14 protein-coding genes, 1 tRNA gene and 1 riboswitch are annotated in these 16,720 nt (G+C 71.7%); of the genes, 12 read left to right on the top strand and 3 right to left on the bottom strand.

What is annotated here, in order from left to right; translation table 11 throughout:
* Positions 1-16: 16 nt before the first annotated feature.
* Positions 17-247: a hypothetical protein gene (locus ACWD68_RS31410; protein WP_451809839.1), complete on the bottom strand. Its 231-nt coding sequence runs from the start codon at positions 245-247 to the stop codon at positions 17-19.
* Between the two features lie 456 nt (positions 248-703).
* Positions 704-876: riboswitch (cyclic di-AMP (ydaO/yuaA leader) on the top strand.
* A gap of 8 nt (positions 877-884) precedes the next feature.
* On the opposite strand from ACWD68_RS31410, the gene ACWD68_RS31405 reads away from it, so the two are divergent.
* Entirely contained in the window at positions 885-2,609 is a 1,725-nt protein-coding gene (locus ACWD68_RS31405; protein ID WP_451809838.1) for an NlpC/P60 family protein, read from the top strand.
* 44 nt (positions 2,610-2,653) lie between these two features.
* Here ACWD68_RS31405 and ACWD68_RS31400 read toward each other — a convergent pair whose 3' ends face one another.
* Positions 2,654-2,971 carry a hypothetical protein gene (locus tag ACWD68_RS31400; protein WP_451809837.1) on the bottom strand — a complete coding sequence of 106 codons (318 nt, stop codon included), beginning with the start codon at positions 2,969-2,971 and terminating at the stop codon, positions 2,654-2,656.
* A gap of 148 nt (positions 2,972-3,119) precedes the next feature.
* Here ACWD68_RS31400 and ACWD68_RS31395 point away from each other — a divergent pair, with 148 nt between their 5' ends.
* Positions 3,120-3,659 (top strand): PadR family transcriptional regulator, encoded by a 540-nt coding sequence (locus ACWD68_RS31395; RefSeq protein ID WP_451809836.1) that lies wholly within the window; start codon positions 3,120-3,122, stop codon positions 3,657-3,659.
* Between the two features lie 53 nt (positions 3,660-3,712).
* Here ACWD68_RS31395 and ACWD68_RS31390 read toward each other — a convergent pair whose 3' ends face one another.
* Positions 3,713-4,942 (bottom strand): PP2C family protein-serine/threonine phosphatase, encoded by a 1,230-nt coding sequence (locus tag ACWD68_RS31390; RefSeq protein WP_451809835.1) that lies wholly within the window; start codon positions 4,940-4,942, stop codon positions 3,713-3,715.
* A 374-nt stretch (positions 4,943-5,316) separates the two neighbouring features.
* Here ACWD68_RS31390 and ACWD68_RS31385 point away from each other — a divergent pair, with 374 nt between their 5' ends.
* From ACWD68_RS31385 to ACWD68_RS31340, 10 genes are all read left to right on the top strand, one after another.
* Positions 5,317-7,374 (top strand): DUF1996 domain-containing protein, encoded by a 2,058-nt coding sequence (locus ACWD68_RS31385; RefSeq protein WP_451809834.1) that lies wholly within the window; start codon positions 5,317-5,319, stop codon positions 7,372-7,374.
* A gap of 201 nt (positions 7,375-7,575) precedes the next feature.
* Positions 7,576-8,007 carry a hypothetical protein gene (locus tag ACWD68_RS31380; protein ID WP_266754914.1) on the top strand — a complete coding sequence of 144 codons (432 nt, stop codon included), beginning with the start codon at positions 7,576-7,578 and terminating at the stop codon, positions 8,005-8,007.
* A gap of 248 nt (positions 8,008-8,255) precedes the next feature.
* A tRNA-Met gene (locus ACWD68_RS31375) sits at positions 8,256-8,329 on the top strand.
* Positions 8,330-8,475: 146 nt separating this feature from the next.
* Positions 8,476-9,069 (top strand): uridine kinase family protein, encoded by a 594-nt coding sequence (locus ACWD68_RS31370; RefSeq protein WP_451809833.1) that lies wholly within the window; start codon positions 8,476-8,478, stop codon positions 9,067-9,069.
* A gap of 878 nt (positions 9,070-9,947) precedes the next feature.
* Complete coding sequence (locus tag ACWD68_RS31365) at positions 9,948-11,318, top strand: MFS transporter (protein WP_451809832.1); 1,371 nt, start codon at positions 9,948-9,950, stop codon at positions 11,316-11,318.
* Positions 11,315-13,156, top strand: a complete 1,842-nt coding sequence (locus tag ACWD68_RS31360) for an alpha/beta hydrolase family protein (RefSeq protein WP_451809831.1) — start codon at positions 11,315-11,317, stop codon at positions 13,154-13,156. Before ACWD68_RS31365 ends, ACWD68_RS31360 begins: the two co-directional genes overlap by 4 nt.
* 55 nt (positions 13,157-13,211) lie before the next feature.
* Entirely contained in the window at positions 13,212-13,337 is a 126-nt protein-coding gene (locus tag ACWD68_RS31355; RefSeq protein ID WP_257785090.1) for a hypothetical protein, read from the top strand.
* 82 nt (positions 13,338-13,419) lie between these two features.
* Positions 13,420-15,387, top strand: a complete 1,968-nt coding sequence (locus ACWD68_RS31350; RefSeq protein ID WP_451809830.1) for a RiPP maturation radical SAM C-methyltransferase — start codon at positions 13,420-13,422, stop codon at positions 15,385-15,387.
* 65 nt (positions 15,388-15,452) lie between these two features.
* Positions 15,453-16,115, top strand: coding sequence for a DUF5825 family protein (locus ACWD68_RS31345; protein WP_451809829.1), 663 nt, complete (start codon positions 15,453-15,455; stop codon positions 16,113-16,115).
* Between the two features lie 152 nt (positions 16,116-16,267).
* Positions 16,268-16,720: a flavodoxin family protein gene (locus ACWD68_RS31340; RefSeq protein ID WP_451809828.1), complete on the top strand. Its 453-nt coding sequence runs from the start codon at positions 16,268-16,270 to the stop codon at positions 16,718-16,720.

Below are 16,720 nucleotides of genomic sequence, written 5' to 3'. Positions count from 1 at the left end.
CCGACCGGGACAGGTCCTAGTGGCCGGTCGAGTCCAGCCGGTCGTCGGGGTCCGGGCCGGTGGAGAAGCCGCGGCGAGGGCCGGCCGCCAGTCGTGCGGCGGAGGCGGGGAGCGGGGCGCCCGTCGACGGATCCCAGCTGAGGATCCATTCGAAGTCGCGTTGCAGCCGACGGGCTTCGCTCCGGACGAGCGTGGGTATGTCGCCGCGTTCGGAGATCAGTTGGGCATAGATCGGCGCATCGTGCACGTGGGGATCCTCGACTCGCTCTCGTGGTCTTCCGTGCCTCGAAGGTACGGCCGGGACGTGGTCACAGCGGTGATCCGCCCAGCTCGGCCACAACCGGTCACGGTGTGACCATCGGGCGCCGTCGATGTCGAACGAGCTGTCAGGGGACGCCAGTTCCTTACGCACTTCCGACAGGCAGGGAGGGCGCGACCTGGTCCGCGGGACGCATGAGCGGCGGGGCGGGAGGGGCTGGACCAGGGCGGCCGGACGGGAAGAGAGTTCCGATCGCCCCCAACGGGGTTGCTCCGCCGCTGTTCTGAGTACGGCGCGTGCCCTCACCGTCGCCCTGCGAGGTCGTGCGATGAAGGTCACGAAAATGTATCGGACATCTGGGACGTGGATCTTCACATGGGGTGCACAACATGGCTAAGTTGGCGACCAGGCCGTCCGACTCCCTCCGGCGAAGCTCGCCGGGCGGCGCGGCCTCCGCCGAGTCCTGGCTGTCCCCGTGGCAGCCGGAGCCGGGGACCCACCGAACTTGGGGTGAATCGGCCCAACTGCCTCACAAGGCAAGGGCCGTAGGGCATACCTTCCGGAACCGTCCGCCCGAACCCGACAGCTAACCCGGTAGGCGGATGACGGAAGGAGTGCCACTCCCATGGCGCCGGAACGCACCCCGCCCACCTCGGGCACCAATCTGCCGAGCGTGCGGGACGCCGCCGTCGCGGCGATGGCCGTGTCGCGCGAGTCGACGCTCGCCCCCACGGGGAACGCCCAGTCGCCCGCCGGGCGCGCTGAGCCCAGCCGGGAAGAAGTCCGCCAACGGCTTTCGTCGCTCTACGACCAGGCGGAGAACGCCACCGGCAACTTCAACGCGACCCGCGCCCTGGCGAACCTCTCCCGCAAGCCCGACCGGCGAGCCGCCGGTCAGGGACGCGCGGATGTCGACCCCGCCCAGGCCGACCTGATGCGGCAGTGGTTCGACGGGGCGCGCTCCCGGCTCGGACCCTCGGCCCCGGCCGTGCTTCCGGCCGACAGGCAGCCGAGCCGCGGTCGGGAAGCCGCCCGCCCGACACAGGGCGCGAGACGTCCGGCCGATGGCCCGACGACATATCAGGTGGAGCAAGCCGGCCGCCCTGTAGCCGAGTTGACCGCGGCACCGGCACGAGAGCTGACCGCGGGTCCGACTCCGGAACTGACCGCGCGCCCCGTGCTGGAACTGACAGCGGGTCCGGCGGCCGAACTGACGGCCGGGCGCGGCCCGGCAGCAGCGGGGCCTGGGGCGGCGGTTCGTGCGGCCCTGCCGACGGCATCCGCTCCTGACGCCGCGTCGCAGCTGTCCCCGCTCCAGGTCAAGAAGGATCGTGCCCGGCGCCAACTGGCCGCCGCGCAGGCGCTGCTGTCGAGGCACATCGCGCGGCAGAGCATGCCGGTCGTGCAGGCTCCGGCGATGGAGTACCGGTCGGCCGTGGAGTACCGCCCGGCGGTGGAGGCGCCCCGGCCCACCTCGTTCGAGTCGGTTCCGTTGCCCACCTCGTTCGAGTCGGTGCCGCTGCCCGCGCAGTTCCAGTCGGCACCTTTGCCGACTACGTACGAGTCGGCACCGTTGCCCACCTCGTTCGCGTCGGCACCCCTGCCCACATCCTTTGAGCCGGCGCCCATGCCCACCTCGTTCGCGTCGGCACCCCTGTCCACATCCTTCGAATCGACGCCCATGCCCACCTCGTTCGCGTCGGCACCCCTGCCCGCATCCTTTGAGCCGGCGCCCATGCCCACCTCGTTCGCAGCGGCACCGCTGCCGACCTCGTTCGAGTCGGCGCCTCTTCCAGCTTCCTTCGCGTCGGCGGCCCTGCCCGTCGACGCCGGGTGGCGGCAGCCGTGGCCGGCCGGAGGCGACCAGCCCTGGCCCACGGCCCCCGCGCCCGTCGATCCGACTCCGGGGTTCGATATCGACAGCCTCACCCGTGTCGGCGCGGCTGCCGGCACCGTTGCCGCTCCCGCCGCCGCACCGGTCGTCGGATACGACAGCAGGGCCGCGGAGGCGGTCGCCTTCGCCCGTGCGCAGGTCGGCAGGCCGTGCGTGTGGGGCGCGTCCGGACCCGGTTCGTACGACCCCTCCGGCCTCACCCAGGCGGCCTGGAAGAGCGCCGGGGTGCTGCTCCCCCGCTCGACGCAGGACCAGGTAAAGGTCGGCCCCGCGATCGCCCTCACCGGTATCCAGCCGGGTGACCTGGTCTTCTTCCACGGCAACGTGAGCCATGTCGGCCTCTATGTCGGTGACGGCATGATGATCCACGCCCCGAGTCCCGGTGCGCGGATCGCCGAGGAGTCGATCCACTACGCCGGGCAGGGGTCGATCCACAGCGTCGTACGTCCGGCCTGAGACCGACCCGGACCTCCGGAGGAACGCCGCGGCGGCGCGCGCTGTCAGAATTCCCGGTCGATCCCCGTGACGGCGGCCGGCCCCAGCGGGGCGTCGTCCTCCGAGAGGCCGCTGTCGCGGAGCGCGCCGGCGACGAGCCGGACGGCCTCGACCTCGGCGCTCTTCTGATTCGCCGCCTCGACTTCGAGCCGGACGGAGAACGTGTGGTTCTCGTCGACGGTCAGGAGGCTCAGCTCTTCGGTCTCGCCCAGGTCCGTGTTCTGAGGGTCCTGAGGGCGAAGCCTGCGTTCCACGTCGGCGCGGGACGCGTCCGAGAGGCCGTGGACGAACGTCCCGGGAACGGTGATGACGTAGGTGGTCACAGGAACTCCTTGCGTGGGTGCCCCGCGGGCCTGAAGTGCGGTCGGCTGTGTGATCGCCCGTCTACCCCGCATTGTGCCGGGCACCCGGGGCTTCTTCGCGTCGGACGGCGCCTGCCGCGTGGTGATCGGGTGGCGATACGGTCGCCCCATGGCTGATGCTCGGTTGACCACCGCCTCGTTTCTCGTGCTCGGCATCATCGACAAGTTGGGCGAGGCCAGCGCGTACGACGTCAAGGGGGAGGCCGCACGTACGGTCGCGCCCTTCTGGTCGGTGCCGCACGCACAGGTGTACGCGCAGTGCGACCGCCTCCTCGAGGCCGGGCTGTTGTCACAGGTGCGCCAGGAGAGCGGCCGCGACCGCAGGGTGCTGACGCTGATGGACCAGGGCAGGGCGGCCCTGCGGGGCTGGCTGGACGACCCCGCCTTCGTCCCGGTGGAGGCTCGGGAACGCGGCATCCTCAAGTTGTGGTTCGGTGGCCGGCCCGAACTGCTCGGTCCCGTACGCTCGCTGTACCCCCGGATGCCGCCGCGCGCCGTGGCGGAGGGACCGGGACCGATGGCCACCGGGCCGCTGCGTGATCTGGCCGCCCAGGCCACGGGGCTCGTCGCCGGATGTGTGCTTGCCGTCGTACGTTCCCAACCGCCTCGTCCCCGCGACCTTCGCCGCGTGATGCCTTCCGCGGCATGACGCCCTCGGCCACCGCCGCTCGCTTCGGTGCCGCCGTCCGTCGCCGGTTCGGCTCACAGCGGGAGGATCACCAGGGCCGTGTCGTCGGTGGCGCCGCCGGGCGGGAGCAGATCCGACAGGAGGGCGTCGGCTAGGGCATCGGGCTCCGCCTCCCGGTGGTCGGCCAGGGCGGCGGCGAGACGTCCGAGGCCGACGTCGATGTCTTCGGTGCGGCGTTCGATCAGACCGTCCGTGTACAGGACCAGGGTGTCGCCCCCGGCGAAGTCCGTAGTGGCCTCGGGGCGGGGCACGTGCTCCGGCCGGGCTCCGAGGGGAGGATCGGTCGCCCGGTCCAGGAACTCCACCCTCCCGTCGCCGTGCAGCAGGGCGGGCGGGGGATGACCGGCACTGCTGTAGGTGATGGTGTGGGTCTCCCAGTCGATGCAGGCCGTCACCGCCGTGGTGGACTCGGCGCCCTCGACGGAACGCGCGTACAGCCCGAGCACCTCCAGGGCTCGCGCGGGGCCGCTGGAGGCCCGGGACGCGGCACTGAGGGCACTGCGCAACTGGCCCATGACGCAGGCAGCCGACAGGCCGTGGCCCACGACATCGCCCACCGCGATCGCCATGCGGTCGCCGGTCAGGCCCACCAGGTCGTACCAGTCGCCGCACACGTTCAGCGCACTCGTGGCCGGCCGGTAGCGCACGGCGGCGTGGTGGGGCCCCACTTGGTGGGGTGAGGGCAGCAGCGCGTCCTGGAGGGCGACGGCGACCTCCCGTTCGCGGGCGTGGGCCCGCCGCAGACGATCGTTGACCTCCTGCAGCTCCTTGGCCCGCTTGTACAACTCGGCCTCCAGTACGGGGGTCCGGTCGCCGTGCGTCACCCCGCCGCGGGCGCGGACGAGTTCGGTGACCTCCTCCACCCGGTGGACCAGCAGCACCACGTTGCCGTCCGTGTCGAACACGGGAGCGTTGACAGGGCTCCAGTACCGATCCTGCCAGACCCCCGGCCTGTCCAAGGACTCGACGTCATAGCGCTGCAGGGCCATGGCGTCGCGCTCCCCGGTCTCCACGACCCGGCGCAGGGACGCCTCCAGGTTCCGCATCCCGTTGGCAGCCGAGTCGTCCGGCCGGTCGGGGAACACGTCGAACAGATACCGGCCGACCAGCTGCTCGCGGGAGCGGCCGGAGTTGGCCAGATAGTCCTCGTTCGCGTCCAGGAAGACCATCTGCGGGGTGAGCAGCGCGACCATGCCGGGCAGGGCGTGGAACACGCCGCCGTAGTCGATCTCCGCTCCCGCCACCTGTTCACCCGCCTCACGCCGTGGCCCTGGTCGTGCCCACGGTGGAAGCGGCGGAGCAGCCGACCCTGCCCACCCGCCCAGGTCATGGCCAGGGCTACGCCCAGGGCCCACGTGTGGTGCAGTCTTCCCATCAGGCCACCGGACCGCGTCCGCTGCAACCGCGGGAGGACCGCGCCGCCCTCGCCCGGCCCCGGTTCGCCGGGACGGGCCGGTCCTCCGGCGTCCCCGACGTGTCTTCGGACCCTTCCTCCATACGGTTGCTCCATACGGTGTTGCTGTGAATTCGAGAGGCGGTTGAACACACCAGGATCCGCGTGCGTATAGGGCTGGGGGATTTCCATGCCGAGCCGACCACGACGCGTAGGAGCACTACCTTGGGACGCAACACGCGCAGACGCCCCACGGGCGCACGACGCGCGACCTCTGCAGCTGTCGCGCTGATACTGGGCGGAGGCGGACTGGTAGCAGTCAACGTCTACGCATCCGCGACCGAGAGCGGGGCGGGCGGCGACCAGCAGGGCGCGAACGTCCTGTCCGCCGGTGCCGCCACCATCGACTGCCCTGACATCGGGGACGAGTTGACGTCGGTCCCGGAAGCCGCGAAGGGGGATGTCGACAAGGAACTCGCGCTCCTGGACCAGCAGATCGCCGAGGCCTATCAGCAACTCCAGGCAAAAGCCGACCAGATGCAGCAGAACGGCGACAGCGACGCCGACGCCATCATGAATCCGCTCAAGGAGAAGCGCATCGAGTCGATCGGCCGCATCGTGGCCGCCATCGACGGCGCGGGCGAGCGGCCGGACGGGCTCGACGACCTCGCGGCCTGCGAACTGCGCTCCTCCGGCAACCAGTCCGGTGGCGGGGAGAACGGCGGTCAGGGCGACGGCGCACAGGGTGGCGCGGGACAGGACCAGGGCGGTGCCGCGGGCCAGGGCGACCAGCAGGGCGGCGGCGCCCCGGCCGGCAACGGCCCCGTGGCCGCCGACTTCGCGGACATCAAGTCGGTCCAGCCCAACGCGCAGAACCCGCGACCCCAGGACAACGCCTCCCAGGGCGAGTTCGCCACCAGTTGCGGCGTGAACGCCAACGGACTGTTCAACTCCGACAACGTGATCGTGGCTCCCGGTGTCACCAACGGCGCCCACCACTTCCACGACTACGTCGGCAACCAGTCCAACAACGCCTTCGCCAGTGACGGCGATCTGGCCAAGGCCGACACGTCCTGCCAGGACGAAGGCGACAAGTCCACCTACTACTGGCCCGTGGTGCGTCTCCAGAACGGAACCCGCGAGAAGGACGCCGACGCCGCCGGAGGCGGGACCGAGGGCAACGCCGGTGAGATCGTCACTCCCAAGCAGGTCACGCTGACCTTCGTCGGCAGCCCGCGCAGCAAGGTGACGGCCATGCCGCGCCTGCTGCGCATCATCACGGGTGACGCCAAGGCGTTCGTCAACGGCAACGCCAACGCCAACGCCTCCTGGAGCTGCACCGGCTTCGAGGACCGGCAGTTGAAGGACAAGTACCCGGTCTGTCCGCAGGGCAGCGACGTGGTCCGCACCTTCAAGTTCCAGAGCTGCTGGGACGGTGCGAACATCGACAGCGCCAACCACCGTGCCCACGTGGCCTTCGCGGATGCCGAGGGCAACTGCCCCGGCGGCTTCAAGGCCATTCCGCAGCTGGTCCAGCGCATCGTCTACGACATCGACGCGCCGAGTCTGCAGGACGGTGGCCGTACGTCACCGTTGTTCGCGGTGGACTCCTTCCCCGAGCAGCTGCACAAGCCGGTCACGGACCACGGCGACTTCATCAACGTCTTCGACGAGGGCCTGATGAAGGACATGGTCGACTGCATCAACGCCGGCCGGAAGTGCGGCGCGGGTGCGGGGGGCGAGGAGCCGGAGGACCCGTCGCAGAGCGCCGAGCCCCCGAACCCCTCCGAGGAAGCCCCGGATCCCTCCGAGGAAGCACCGAACCCGTCCGAGGAAGCCCCCGATCCTTCTGAGGAAGCCCCGAACCCCTCCGAGGAGCCCACGGAGCAGCCGGCACCCACCGCGGATGACCCCTCCGACGACAACGGGGGATCAGCCCCCGGTGACAACGGCGGCGGTCAGACCGAGGAGCCCTCGGACGACGCACCGAGCACCGAGCCGGCGGACGGCAACGCGTCTCCCGTCGACGTGGAGCCCAAGGCCGATGTGACGTCGTCGCACGACATCACGGGCGACGACCGGAGCGCCGAAGTGGGCACGCCCGCTCAGACGGCACCCGCGGCCGGATCGGACCAGTCGGCGGCCTCGCAGACCGAGCCGCAGGCGGTCGGGGGCGGTGGGCTCGCCGAGACCGGGGCGCAGCTCTGGCCGGCCGCGATCGGCGGGATCTTCGTGATCGCGGGCTTCGTACTGCTCCGCCGTATCCGGCGCAGCCAGATGTGACACGGACCCGTCAGGACGGACACGTCCTGACGGGCGAGTTCCGACGGATGAGTTCTGAGGGGGCTCGTGGCCTGTGTGGACAGGGCACGGGCCCCCTCGGCCGCGTTCAGGGCGACGCTCTCGACCGGCGGTGTGTGCCGATTCACAGCATGCTGGTGGAAGACGCGATCATGTCGTCCACATTGGGGAAGGCGAAGCTCCATGGACGCATCAGAGCAGGCACCGGATGACCGGCCCCTCGACCTGTACCTCGAAATGCTCCGCCTGCGTATGGCTCCGGCGGACTACGCGCTCTTGCTGCGCATGGTCGAGCCCGTACTCGAAGCGATCAGGGAGGAGAGGGCGGGAGCGATCGAACTGAATCTGGACGGCGCGGAACCCGACAGCGTCTCGCAGGAGGTCCGTGACGAGGCGTCGCTCGTGGTCGCCGTAGCCGTCACAGGACGCCTGGACAACCGGATCGTCGAGCTGGAGACCGAGGAGATCGGGGTCGTCCGGGTCGTCACGGATTCGGGTACCGCGGATGATCCCGAGCGGTGCAAGGAGATCGCCGACTTCATCGGGGAGCGGCACCGCCAGGACGAGGAACTGCGCGGCATCGCCGAGGTGAGCGGTCTGCCCACCGATGTGTGACACCGCTCGGAGCGCTCCGGCCTGTACCGCGAAGCCGTTGACCGGGCGGCCGGAGCGCTGCCCACGCGCAGGGCGCGGGCGGGCCGCTCCGGTGCCCCCGCCCCGGCTGTCCCGTGAGCGGAGGAACACGCTTGCGGAGAAACCCGGTCCGACGGGTTCCCGGGCGCCGGGGACGCCCCTGCGTGGCCCGTGTGCGGGCGATCATGGTCTTGCGGTCGGAAAAGATGGCGTAGAGTTCAGTTCAACGACGCGGGGTGGAGCAGCTCGGTAGCTCGCTGGGCTCATAACCCAGAGGTCGCAGGTTCAAATCCTGTCCCCGCTACTCGAAGATCGAGGGGCCGACATCATGATGTCGGCCCCTCAGTCGTGTTGTACGACCTTGAAGGCCCGGACGGCTCGAGCCGCTGTGAACGTGCGGATGTTCCTGTCCGGCAGGGGCCGAGCGGGCGATGTCGCCACAATGGCCCCATGACGAAGATCCAGAACGGTGCCGAGCGGGTCGCGGCGGCCGCCCGCTCCCGAAGCCGCCGAGGGTTCGCGCTGATCGCCATCGACGGCATGGGCGGCTCGGGAAAGTCCACCCTGGCCTCGGCCGTGGCCGGGGCCGGGGGTGCCGTGGTCGTGCACGGAGACGACTTCTACCGCCCGATGGACGCGGACGAACGCGCCGGACTGACTCCCGCCCAGGGCTACGACCGCTACTTCGACTGGCAACGGCTGCGCGACGAGGTGCTCACCCCGCTCACCGACGGCCGCGACGCGGGCTACCGGCGCTACGACTGGTCGACCGGAGCCCTGGCGACGGACGGGAGACTCGCGGTCGCCCGGGACGGCATCGTCATCGTCGAGGGTGTGTATGCGGCTCGACCCGAACTCGCCGACCACTACGACCTGGTGGTGTACGTCGACACCCCGCCCGACGAATCCCTGCGCCGGCTCCGAGCCCGCGGTGACGACCACGGCCCCATCGATTGGGAGGCCCGCTGGCGTCTGGCGGAGGAGCACTACCTGACCACGACCCGCCCCCGGGAACGGGCCGACCTGGTGATCCCCGGACACTGAAACCGGCCGCGCGCCGGGCGATGTCCTCGTCGGGGGGCATGCGGTGCCTGAAGGCGCGGCACAAAAAAGCACCGCCTCCGGGATGACCGGAGGCGGTGCTCGTGGAGCGCCGGGCAGGCCTTGCACCTGCATTTCCCCGCAGGAAGCGGGGCGTCTTTCCTTGGACCACCAACGCCGGGCTCGGCACCGAGTGTTCGGTGCGGGCTCAAGATCCAGCATATCAGCTGACCAGGGGTCCGACGCCGTCCCCCGGCGGGCCGAAACGCACATGCTGAAGCGGAGTGTTTGCTTGCTGTTTGGGGAGACGTGACGTGCATTGTCGGCCAATAACCGCGACGGGCACCGTCCTTGGCCGCGTGGCGTCTTCGGGTTCCTCGTGGCCGGAAGAGGCGTGCCGTGGGGCCGCCGCACGCGGCCCGGCACGCAAGCCGGTTACCCCGTGCAACCGGCACCGGGGGGCCGTCGCGCCGGACGGCGCGGACCTGTGATGCGGGAGTGCACGCAGGTGACGCACGTCGACAGGGGTGCGCCGTGCGCCACCCGCCCGCGTCGGCGACTGCGCGGCCGTGAACGCGGACGGGGCCGGATGCCCCGCCGGGCGACCCGTGGGGTGTCGGCCGGGCCGGGCTCCGTACGGGTGGGTGCGGCCCGTCGTCCTCCGGCCAAAACAGGCGGCGCCGGCCCGCGGTCCCGTTCCGTAGGGCCCTTGTCGCTGTCGGTGGCCGGTGATTAGGCTCCGGCTCACTTTCGCACTTCGTACACATTTTCTGCACGTGCGGGCCGGCCGGACGGGCCGGTCCGTCGGTTCCTGACGCGCTGCGCGACCTCCTCGACCGGGAGCGTCGCCGGCCGGACCGGGGAGCACGGGGGAGGTGGAGATGGCCGACGAGTGTGCGGCGTCGCGGCAGACCGCGGACTCACGCGGCGAGCGCCGCAGGAGCACCGCCTCCGCGGCCCGGCGACCCGCCGACCGAGGCCGGCGCGATGTGCGCCTGCTGTGGCTGACCAACGCGGTCGACGGACTCGGTACCCAGACCTCCGGTGTCGTGTTCCCCCTGCTGCTCCTGCACTTGGGCCACAGCCCCGCCGTGGCCGGGGTGTTCGCCAGTGCCGCCGCGCTCACGGGCGTGGCCCTCGGACCGCTCGTCGCCGTCCCCGCCGACCGAGGGCATCGGCGGCGCATCATGATCGCCTCGGCGGTGCTGGCCGCCGCGGCCATGGCGGGGCTCGCGATCGCCGCGTCCCAGGGGCGCACCCCGTTACGGATTCTCGTGGCGCTCGCGCTGGCCGAGCGGCTGTGCGCGGTGACCTACGAGGCTGCCGCGCGCGGTGCCCTCGCCCATCTCGTCGCCCTCCCGGACGAGTTGCCCCGCGTGGCGGCCGGGATCCAGACGGGCGACCAGGTCGCCCTGGTCGCCGGGCCCGCCCTCGGCGGCGTGCTCTTCCAACTCGCCCGGCCCCTGCCCTTCCTGGCCGACACCCTCTCGTACGCCGTGACGGCGCTCGGCGTCCGCGCGATCCGTACCCCCGTCGACGAACCACGCGAGGAGCGCGGCCCGCGCCCCGGCGTCCTCGGGACCCTGCGCGCGCTGCCGGGCGACGTCGGAGGCGGACTCGCCCTCGTCGCCCGCTCCGCCGTGCTGAGACTCGTCGTGACCTGGACGTCGGTGGCGAGCGGCGTGGTGACGCTGCTGTCCTTCACCGTGCTGTTCGTGCTCGGCGCGCACGGCGGCACGGCGGCGACCGGCCTGGTCCTGGCGGCCTCGGGAGCGGCGGGACTGCTCGGTTCGCTGCTGTCGGTGCGCGTGGTGAGACGGTTCGGACCGCGCCGGGCCCTGGTGACGGCGACATGGCTGCTGATCGCTCCGACGGCCGCGCTCACCGCCGCCCACGGACCGTGGGCCTTCGGAGCGGCCTTCGCCGGACTGTGCGTCCTGGTGCCGGTGATCACCGTCGTGCTGTCCAGCGCCGCCATCGCCGCCACTCCGCGGGAGACGCAGTCGCGGGCCGGCGCCGTCATCGGGTCGGCGGCCGCGCTCGCCGCCGCCGGCGCACCGGCCGCCGCCGCGGTCCTGGTGACCGAAGTCGGGCCCCGGGCACCCGCGTTGCTGTGCACCGCGGCCGTGGTCGTGCTCGCCGGATACACCCATGCCGCCGCTCGCGGGACGCTCACCCCGGCCACCGCCGACGGAGTCCGGCGACCCGATCGCGCGACCGGGCCCTCGACCGGAAAGGAGCGGCAGCCATGAGTGATCCGTACCAGGTGTTCCGCGGCTCACTGCCGGACGTCTGCCCGAGTGACCCGACACGCATGGTGTTCGCCGGTGACGCCGAGGGGCGCTGCGAGGTGTTCACCTGGGACGCGGGCGCCCGCCGGGCCCGGCAGGTCACCGACCGCGCCGGCGGGACGGCGCACTGCGCGATCGACGCCGACGCCTACGTGTGGTGGTTCGAGGACGACGCCGAGGGAAACGGCCGCTGGTGGTTCCGCGCCTTCGACGGAGGACCGCGGCTGCCCGGCCTGCCCGGAGTACCCGCCGGACAACCGCGCGGTCTCGCCATCGCACAGGACGGAACGGTCGCTGCGGCCGTCGCAGACTCCGACGCCACGACCCTTCTCGTCGGACACCGCGGGCGCGCGGCACGCACCCTGCTGCGCACCCCCACCCCCTTCCGGCTCGCCGGCATCAGCGCGGACGGCGGCCTGCTGGCCGTCGCGACAGCGCCCGGGGACGCCGCGGCCGTCACCGTCCTGACCGCGCGGGGCGAGACGGTTGCGGTGCTCCCGGGGACGGGAGAAACACGCGGGCCCGAGGACCGGCTCGCCCGTCCCACGGACCGGGGCGCGGCGGGGCGGCTGTGGTGTCTGGGGTTCTCCCCGCGGCCGGGAGACCGGGAGCTGCTGCTCGTGCGGGAGAGCGGGCACCGCTACGTCCTGGCGACCTGGACGCCCACGGCCGGAACGATCACACACCCGTGGTGCTCCTTCGACACCGAGATCACCGCCCGCTGGTATCCCGACGGACGTGCGGTACTGGTCCGTCAGGAACGGCACGGCCGCTCCCTGCTGCACCGCGTCGAGCCGCGCACCCGCCGCCGTACCCTCGTCCCCACGCCCGCGGGCAGCCTGCTCGACGCGGCACCCCGCCCCGGCGGAGCCCTGCACTACGTGTGGACCGACACCGCGCACCCGCCCGTGCCGCGCGCCACCGACGCGACCCCGCTGCCACCGGCCGGCCCCGCGACCGTCGTGCCCGGCCACCACACCAGCCTGTGGACACCGGTCCCCGACGGCCGCGTCCACGCCCTGCTCAGCCTGCCGGAGCGGCACACGGCGGTACCCCCGCCGGCTGTCTTCCTCGTCCACGGTGGACCGGCCGACCACGACCGGGACGCCTACGACGCCACCGTGCACTCCCTCGTCGCCTCCGGCTACGCCGTGGTGCGCGTCAACTACCGCGGCTCCACCGGATACGGCCCGAACTGGCGACAGGCCTTCCCGGACGGCGTCGGACACACCCAGGTCGGGGATCTCGCCGCCGTCCGCGCCGAGCTCGTACGGCGACAGCTGATCGCCGGGGACGCCACCGCGCTGTGGGGCGTCTCGTGGGGCGCCTATCTGGTCCTTCTCGCCCTCGGCACCCGCCCCGGCCTCTGGCGGGCCGGCGTCGCCGTCAAGCCCGTCGCGGACTGGGTCGCCGCCCATCGCTCGACCACGCCGGCGCTCCGGGCCCTGGACGTACGGCTGTTCGGCGGCACCCCCGACGAGATGCCCGAACGCTACGCGCGGAGCTCGCCCCTCACCTACGCGGCCGAGGTCGCGGCACCGCTGCTCGTGGTGGGCGCGACGAAGGACACCAAGTGCCCGCCCGGGCAGATCCGCAGCTACCTCGAAGCCCTGGAACGGGCGGGGGTGCCGCACGAGGCGATGTGGCTGGACACCGGCCACGACGGCTACGACGGCGCCGCCCATGTCTCCGTGCTGCGCCGGTCCCTGCGCTTCCTGCACATCCACCTGCCCGCCGCGCACCGGCCGGCCGGCCCACAGCGTCCCCCGGCACGGCTCGGGGGATCCCGGTCCCACTGATGCACCAGTGGGACCGGGCCACGCACAGCACCACCCCACCGAAGGAGGAACCACCGTGCAGAAGGACATCATCCACAACGACCCGCTCGCGGGCGACGAGGAAAACCGCAAGCCGGGCATCGGCATCACCATCACCATCCCGTTCCGCAACGCCGACGAGGGCGGCGACGACGAAGAGTGACCCACCGCCCGGCCGGCCCGTGGTCCGCCACGGGCCGGCCGGGCTCCCCTGCCGTGTCCCGCGCCCTCACAAGGAGTCGTCCGTGCGCGTCCTTCTGGTCAACATGCCCTGGTCGCCCATCGACCTGCCCTCCCTGGCCCTCGGCATCCTCAAACGCAGCGTCGACGAGCGGGTACCCGGCGCCACCTGCGAAGTGCTGCACGCCAACCTGGAGTTCACGGACTGGATCACCAGCCGCACCGAATTCTCCGCCGAGGACTACGAGTACTACGCGCTGTCGTCCTACTTCCTCGGCTGCGGCGACTGGGTCTTCTCCTCGGCGCTGTACGACGACCCCGGCTGGAAGGACGCGGAGTTCACCCGCGTCATGGAAGGCAAGCTGCGCAAGTCCCGGATGCGGATGACCCGTCAACTGCACGAGCAGGTGCCGGAGTTCGTCGCCGCGATCGCCCGCCGTATCGTCGAGGCCGAGCCCGACGTGGTCGGCTTCACCTCCACGTTCCAGCAGAACACCGCGGCGCTGGCCGCGGCCCGCCAGGTCAAGAAGCTCGCCCCGCACATCGTCACGGTCATGGGCGGGGCCAACTGCGACGCGGAACAGGGTGCTTCGGTCCACCGCAACTTCCCGTTCGTCGACTACGTCGTGCGCGGAGAGGGCGAACAGGCCTTCCCCCAGCTGCTGACGGCACTGCAGGACGAGAAACCCGAACCGGCCGCCCTCGCGGGACTGTGCCACCGGGACGCCGACGGCGTCTCCGTCGCCAACCCGATGCCGAGCGGTCCGCTGCCGCCCGCCGCGATCCTTCCCCCGGACTACAGCGGCTACTTCGAACGCCTCGCGGCGTCCGTGGCACGCAACTGGGTCGAGCCCAAACTCGTCGTCGAGGGAGCCCGCGGCTGCTGGTGGGGCGAGAAGCACCACTGCACGTTCTGCGGACTCAACGGCTCCTTCATGCAGTTCCGCAGCAAGAGCCCGGACGTGTTCTACGAGGAGATCATGGACCTCGCGCGCCGGCATCGCGTCCTGGACATGTACGTCGTCGACAACATCCTCGACATGGGCTATCTGAAGACCGTGCTGCCCCGCATCATCGACAGCGGCCACGACCTGCGCATGCACATCGAGATCAAGGCCAACATGCGCCGCTCCCAGCTCCAGGTCCTCGCCGACGCCGGCCTCATCTACGTCCAGCCGGGCATCGAGAGTCTCAACAGCCGTGTGCTCGAACTGATGGACAAGGGCGTCAGCGGCTGCCAGAACGTCCGGATGCTCCGCGACGCGGCCGAGACGGGACTGTCCGTCTCATGGAACTACCTGCACGGGTTTCCCGGCGAGACCGCGGAGGACTACGAGCCCGTCATACGTCAGCTCCCGGCCCTGGAACACCTCAACCCGCCCGTCGACCTGTCGGCCCGCATCGCCATCGAGCGCTTCAGCCCCTACTTCAAACAGCCCGAACTGGGCTTCACCGGCCTGCGGCCCGAGGAGCACTACCGCTTCACCTACGACCTGCCCGAAGCCGAACTGTACGATCTGGCCTATGTCTTCGAAGCGCCCGAACGCGGGATCGCCGAGGAGACGGTCGACCAGCTCAACGCCGGGATCGCGGCGTGGAAGAAGCGCCATGTCGACGCGCGCCTGACGCACACCGATCTCGGCGACCGGGTCGTGCTGGTCAGCCGCCGTGAGGCCTTCGACTGGCGGACCCTGTGCCTCACCGACCCGCTGGAGATCGCCGCGTTCCGGCTGCTGGACCAGCCCCACACCTCCGTGGCCCTGCTGCGCAAACTGAACGACGGCCCGACGGGTTTCCCGGACACCACCCGGACGGACCTCCAGCGCCTGCTGGACTCCTGGGTCGAGCGGGGCCTGGTGTTCACGGACGCCGGACAGTACGTCCACCTCGCCCCGGCCGCGGTCAACCAGGACCTGCTCAGGCTGGACTACATGGCCCACACGCACCGGCGCCCGCGCTCCGAGGAGCCCGTCACCACCACCCCGGCACGGCAGGACCGCTCGACGCCGACGCCGTCCCCCGCCCTTTCCTGACGGTCGCCAACGCCCGACCAGCGCTGCCGACCGGTACACGACGACCCCGACGGAGACCGCACACGATGACAACGCAGACCGCACCGAACCCGGCCGTGCGGGCATGGCGCGACCTCGACGCCGAGGCCCGCCTTCTGCCCGGCATGTCGCTCGGGCGCATCCCGGTCCCGGCCGGGGCCGACGTCGCCGACCGGCTCTGGGAGATGGGCGTACGGCTCGTCGAACTGGAGGAGCCGGTCGATCTGGCCGCCGAGGACGCCGCCGCGCACCGGCGGGCCGTGGACCTGCTCTGCCTGATCCGCGACCTGACCGCCCGGGCCGTCCAGGTCGACTGGGACCTGAGGCTTCCCCCCGAAGGCAGCGCCGAACAGTGGAAGCTGCTCTCCCATCTGCACCCGCCCCGCGGCATCACCGGTCTCACCGACGGCGACGACGCGCTCCACGCCTGGCGGACCCGGCACTACCTCTGCAAGCTGGTGTGGCGTCAGGGTCCCGGCTTCGTGCAGATCCGCGACCGCCGCTGGGGCGACCTGCGCCGCTTCACCGCCGACGAGCCGCACTACATGGAGGCCATCGCCCTCCTCGACCGCGGCACGGCCCGAACCGCCGTGCCCTCCGACGTACTCGACGACTTCACCACCGAGCACCTGGTCCTGCACGTGGGGGAACTGGCGTGGTGGCTGCCGTACCGCGTGTCTCGGTGGCTGCAGGAGGCCATGGCGGTCTGAGGGGCAGGGCGGGGCGCTCGTCAGCACAGGTACTCACCCGCGAACCGGGAGCGTCGAGGCACCTCGCTCCAGGTGGGACCCTCGCCCAGTTGGGCCGTGGGCTCCCGGGTGGTGCTTGCGGTGGTGGCGGGCGGGGCGGCAGGGTGCGGGGTGTGCCTACTCTGCTGATCGTGCATCACACGCCCTCGCCCAACTGCCAGGCCCTGTTCGAGGCCGTGGTCTCCGGCGCCACGGCGCCCGAGATCGAGGGCGTCCGGGTGGTGAGGCGGGCGGCGCTCGGCGCGACCGCCTCGGATGTGCTCGACGCCGACGGATATCTGCTCGGCACCCCGGCGAACCTCGGCTACATGTCGGGCGCGCTGAAGCACTTCTTCGACCAGGTCTACTACCCGTGCCTGGACACGACGGCCGCGCGCCCCTTCGGCTACTACGTGCACGGCGGGAACGACGTGACGGGGGCGGTGCGCGGCATCGAGTCGATCACGACGGGCCTGGGCTGGCGGCGGGCGGCCGAGGCCGTGGCGGTGACCGGCGAGCCGGGCAAGGCCGACATCGAGGCATGCTGGGAACTCGGCGCGACCCTCGCCGCCCGATTGATCGACTGA

Source organism: Streptomyces sp. NPDC005141 (genome assembly GCF_053599975.1).
Note: the sequence above shows the minus strand (reverse complement) of the source record. Positions and strands in the feature narration are given on the sequence as shown.

Bases quoted from the DNA above. Each gene is read 5' to 3' on its own strand.
- ACWD68_RS31405 (WP_451809838.1), top strand. From the start codon at position 885: ATGGCGCCGGAACGCACCCCGCCCACCTCGGGCACCAATCTGCCGAGC.
- ACWD68_RS31395 (WP_451809836.1), top strand. From the start codon at position 3,120: ATGGCTGATGCTCGGTTGACCACCGCCTCGTTTCTCGTGCTCGGCATC.
- ACWD68_RS31380 (WP_266754914.1), top strand. From the start codon at position 7,576: ATGGACGCATCAGAGCAGGCACCGGATGACCGGCCCCTCGACCTGTAC.
- ACWD68_RS31370 (WP_451809833.1), top strand. From the start codon at position 8,476: ATGACGAAGATCCAGAACGGTGCCGAGCGGGTCGCGGCGGCCGCCCGC.
- ACWD68_RS31365 (WP_451809832.1), top strand. From the start codon at position 9,948: ATGGCCGACGAGTGTGCGGCGTCGCGGCAGACCGCGGACTCACGCGGC.
- ACWD68_RS31360 (WP_451809831.1), top strand. From the start codon at position 11,315: ATGAGTGATCCGTACCAGGTGTTCCGCGGCTCACTGCCGGACGTCTGC.
- ACWD68_RS31345 (WP_451809829.1), top strand. From the start codon at position 15,453: ATGACAACGCAGACCGCACCGAACCCGGCCGTGCGGGCATGGCGCGAC.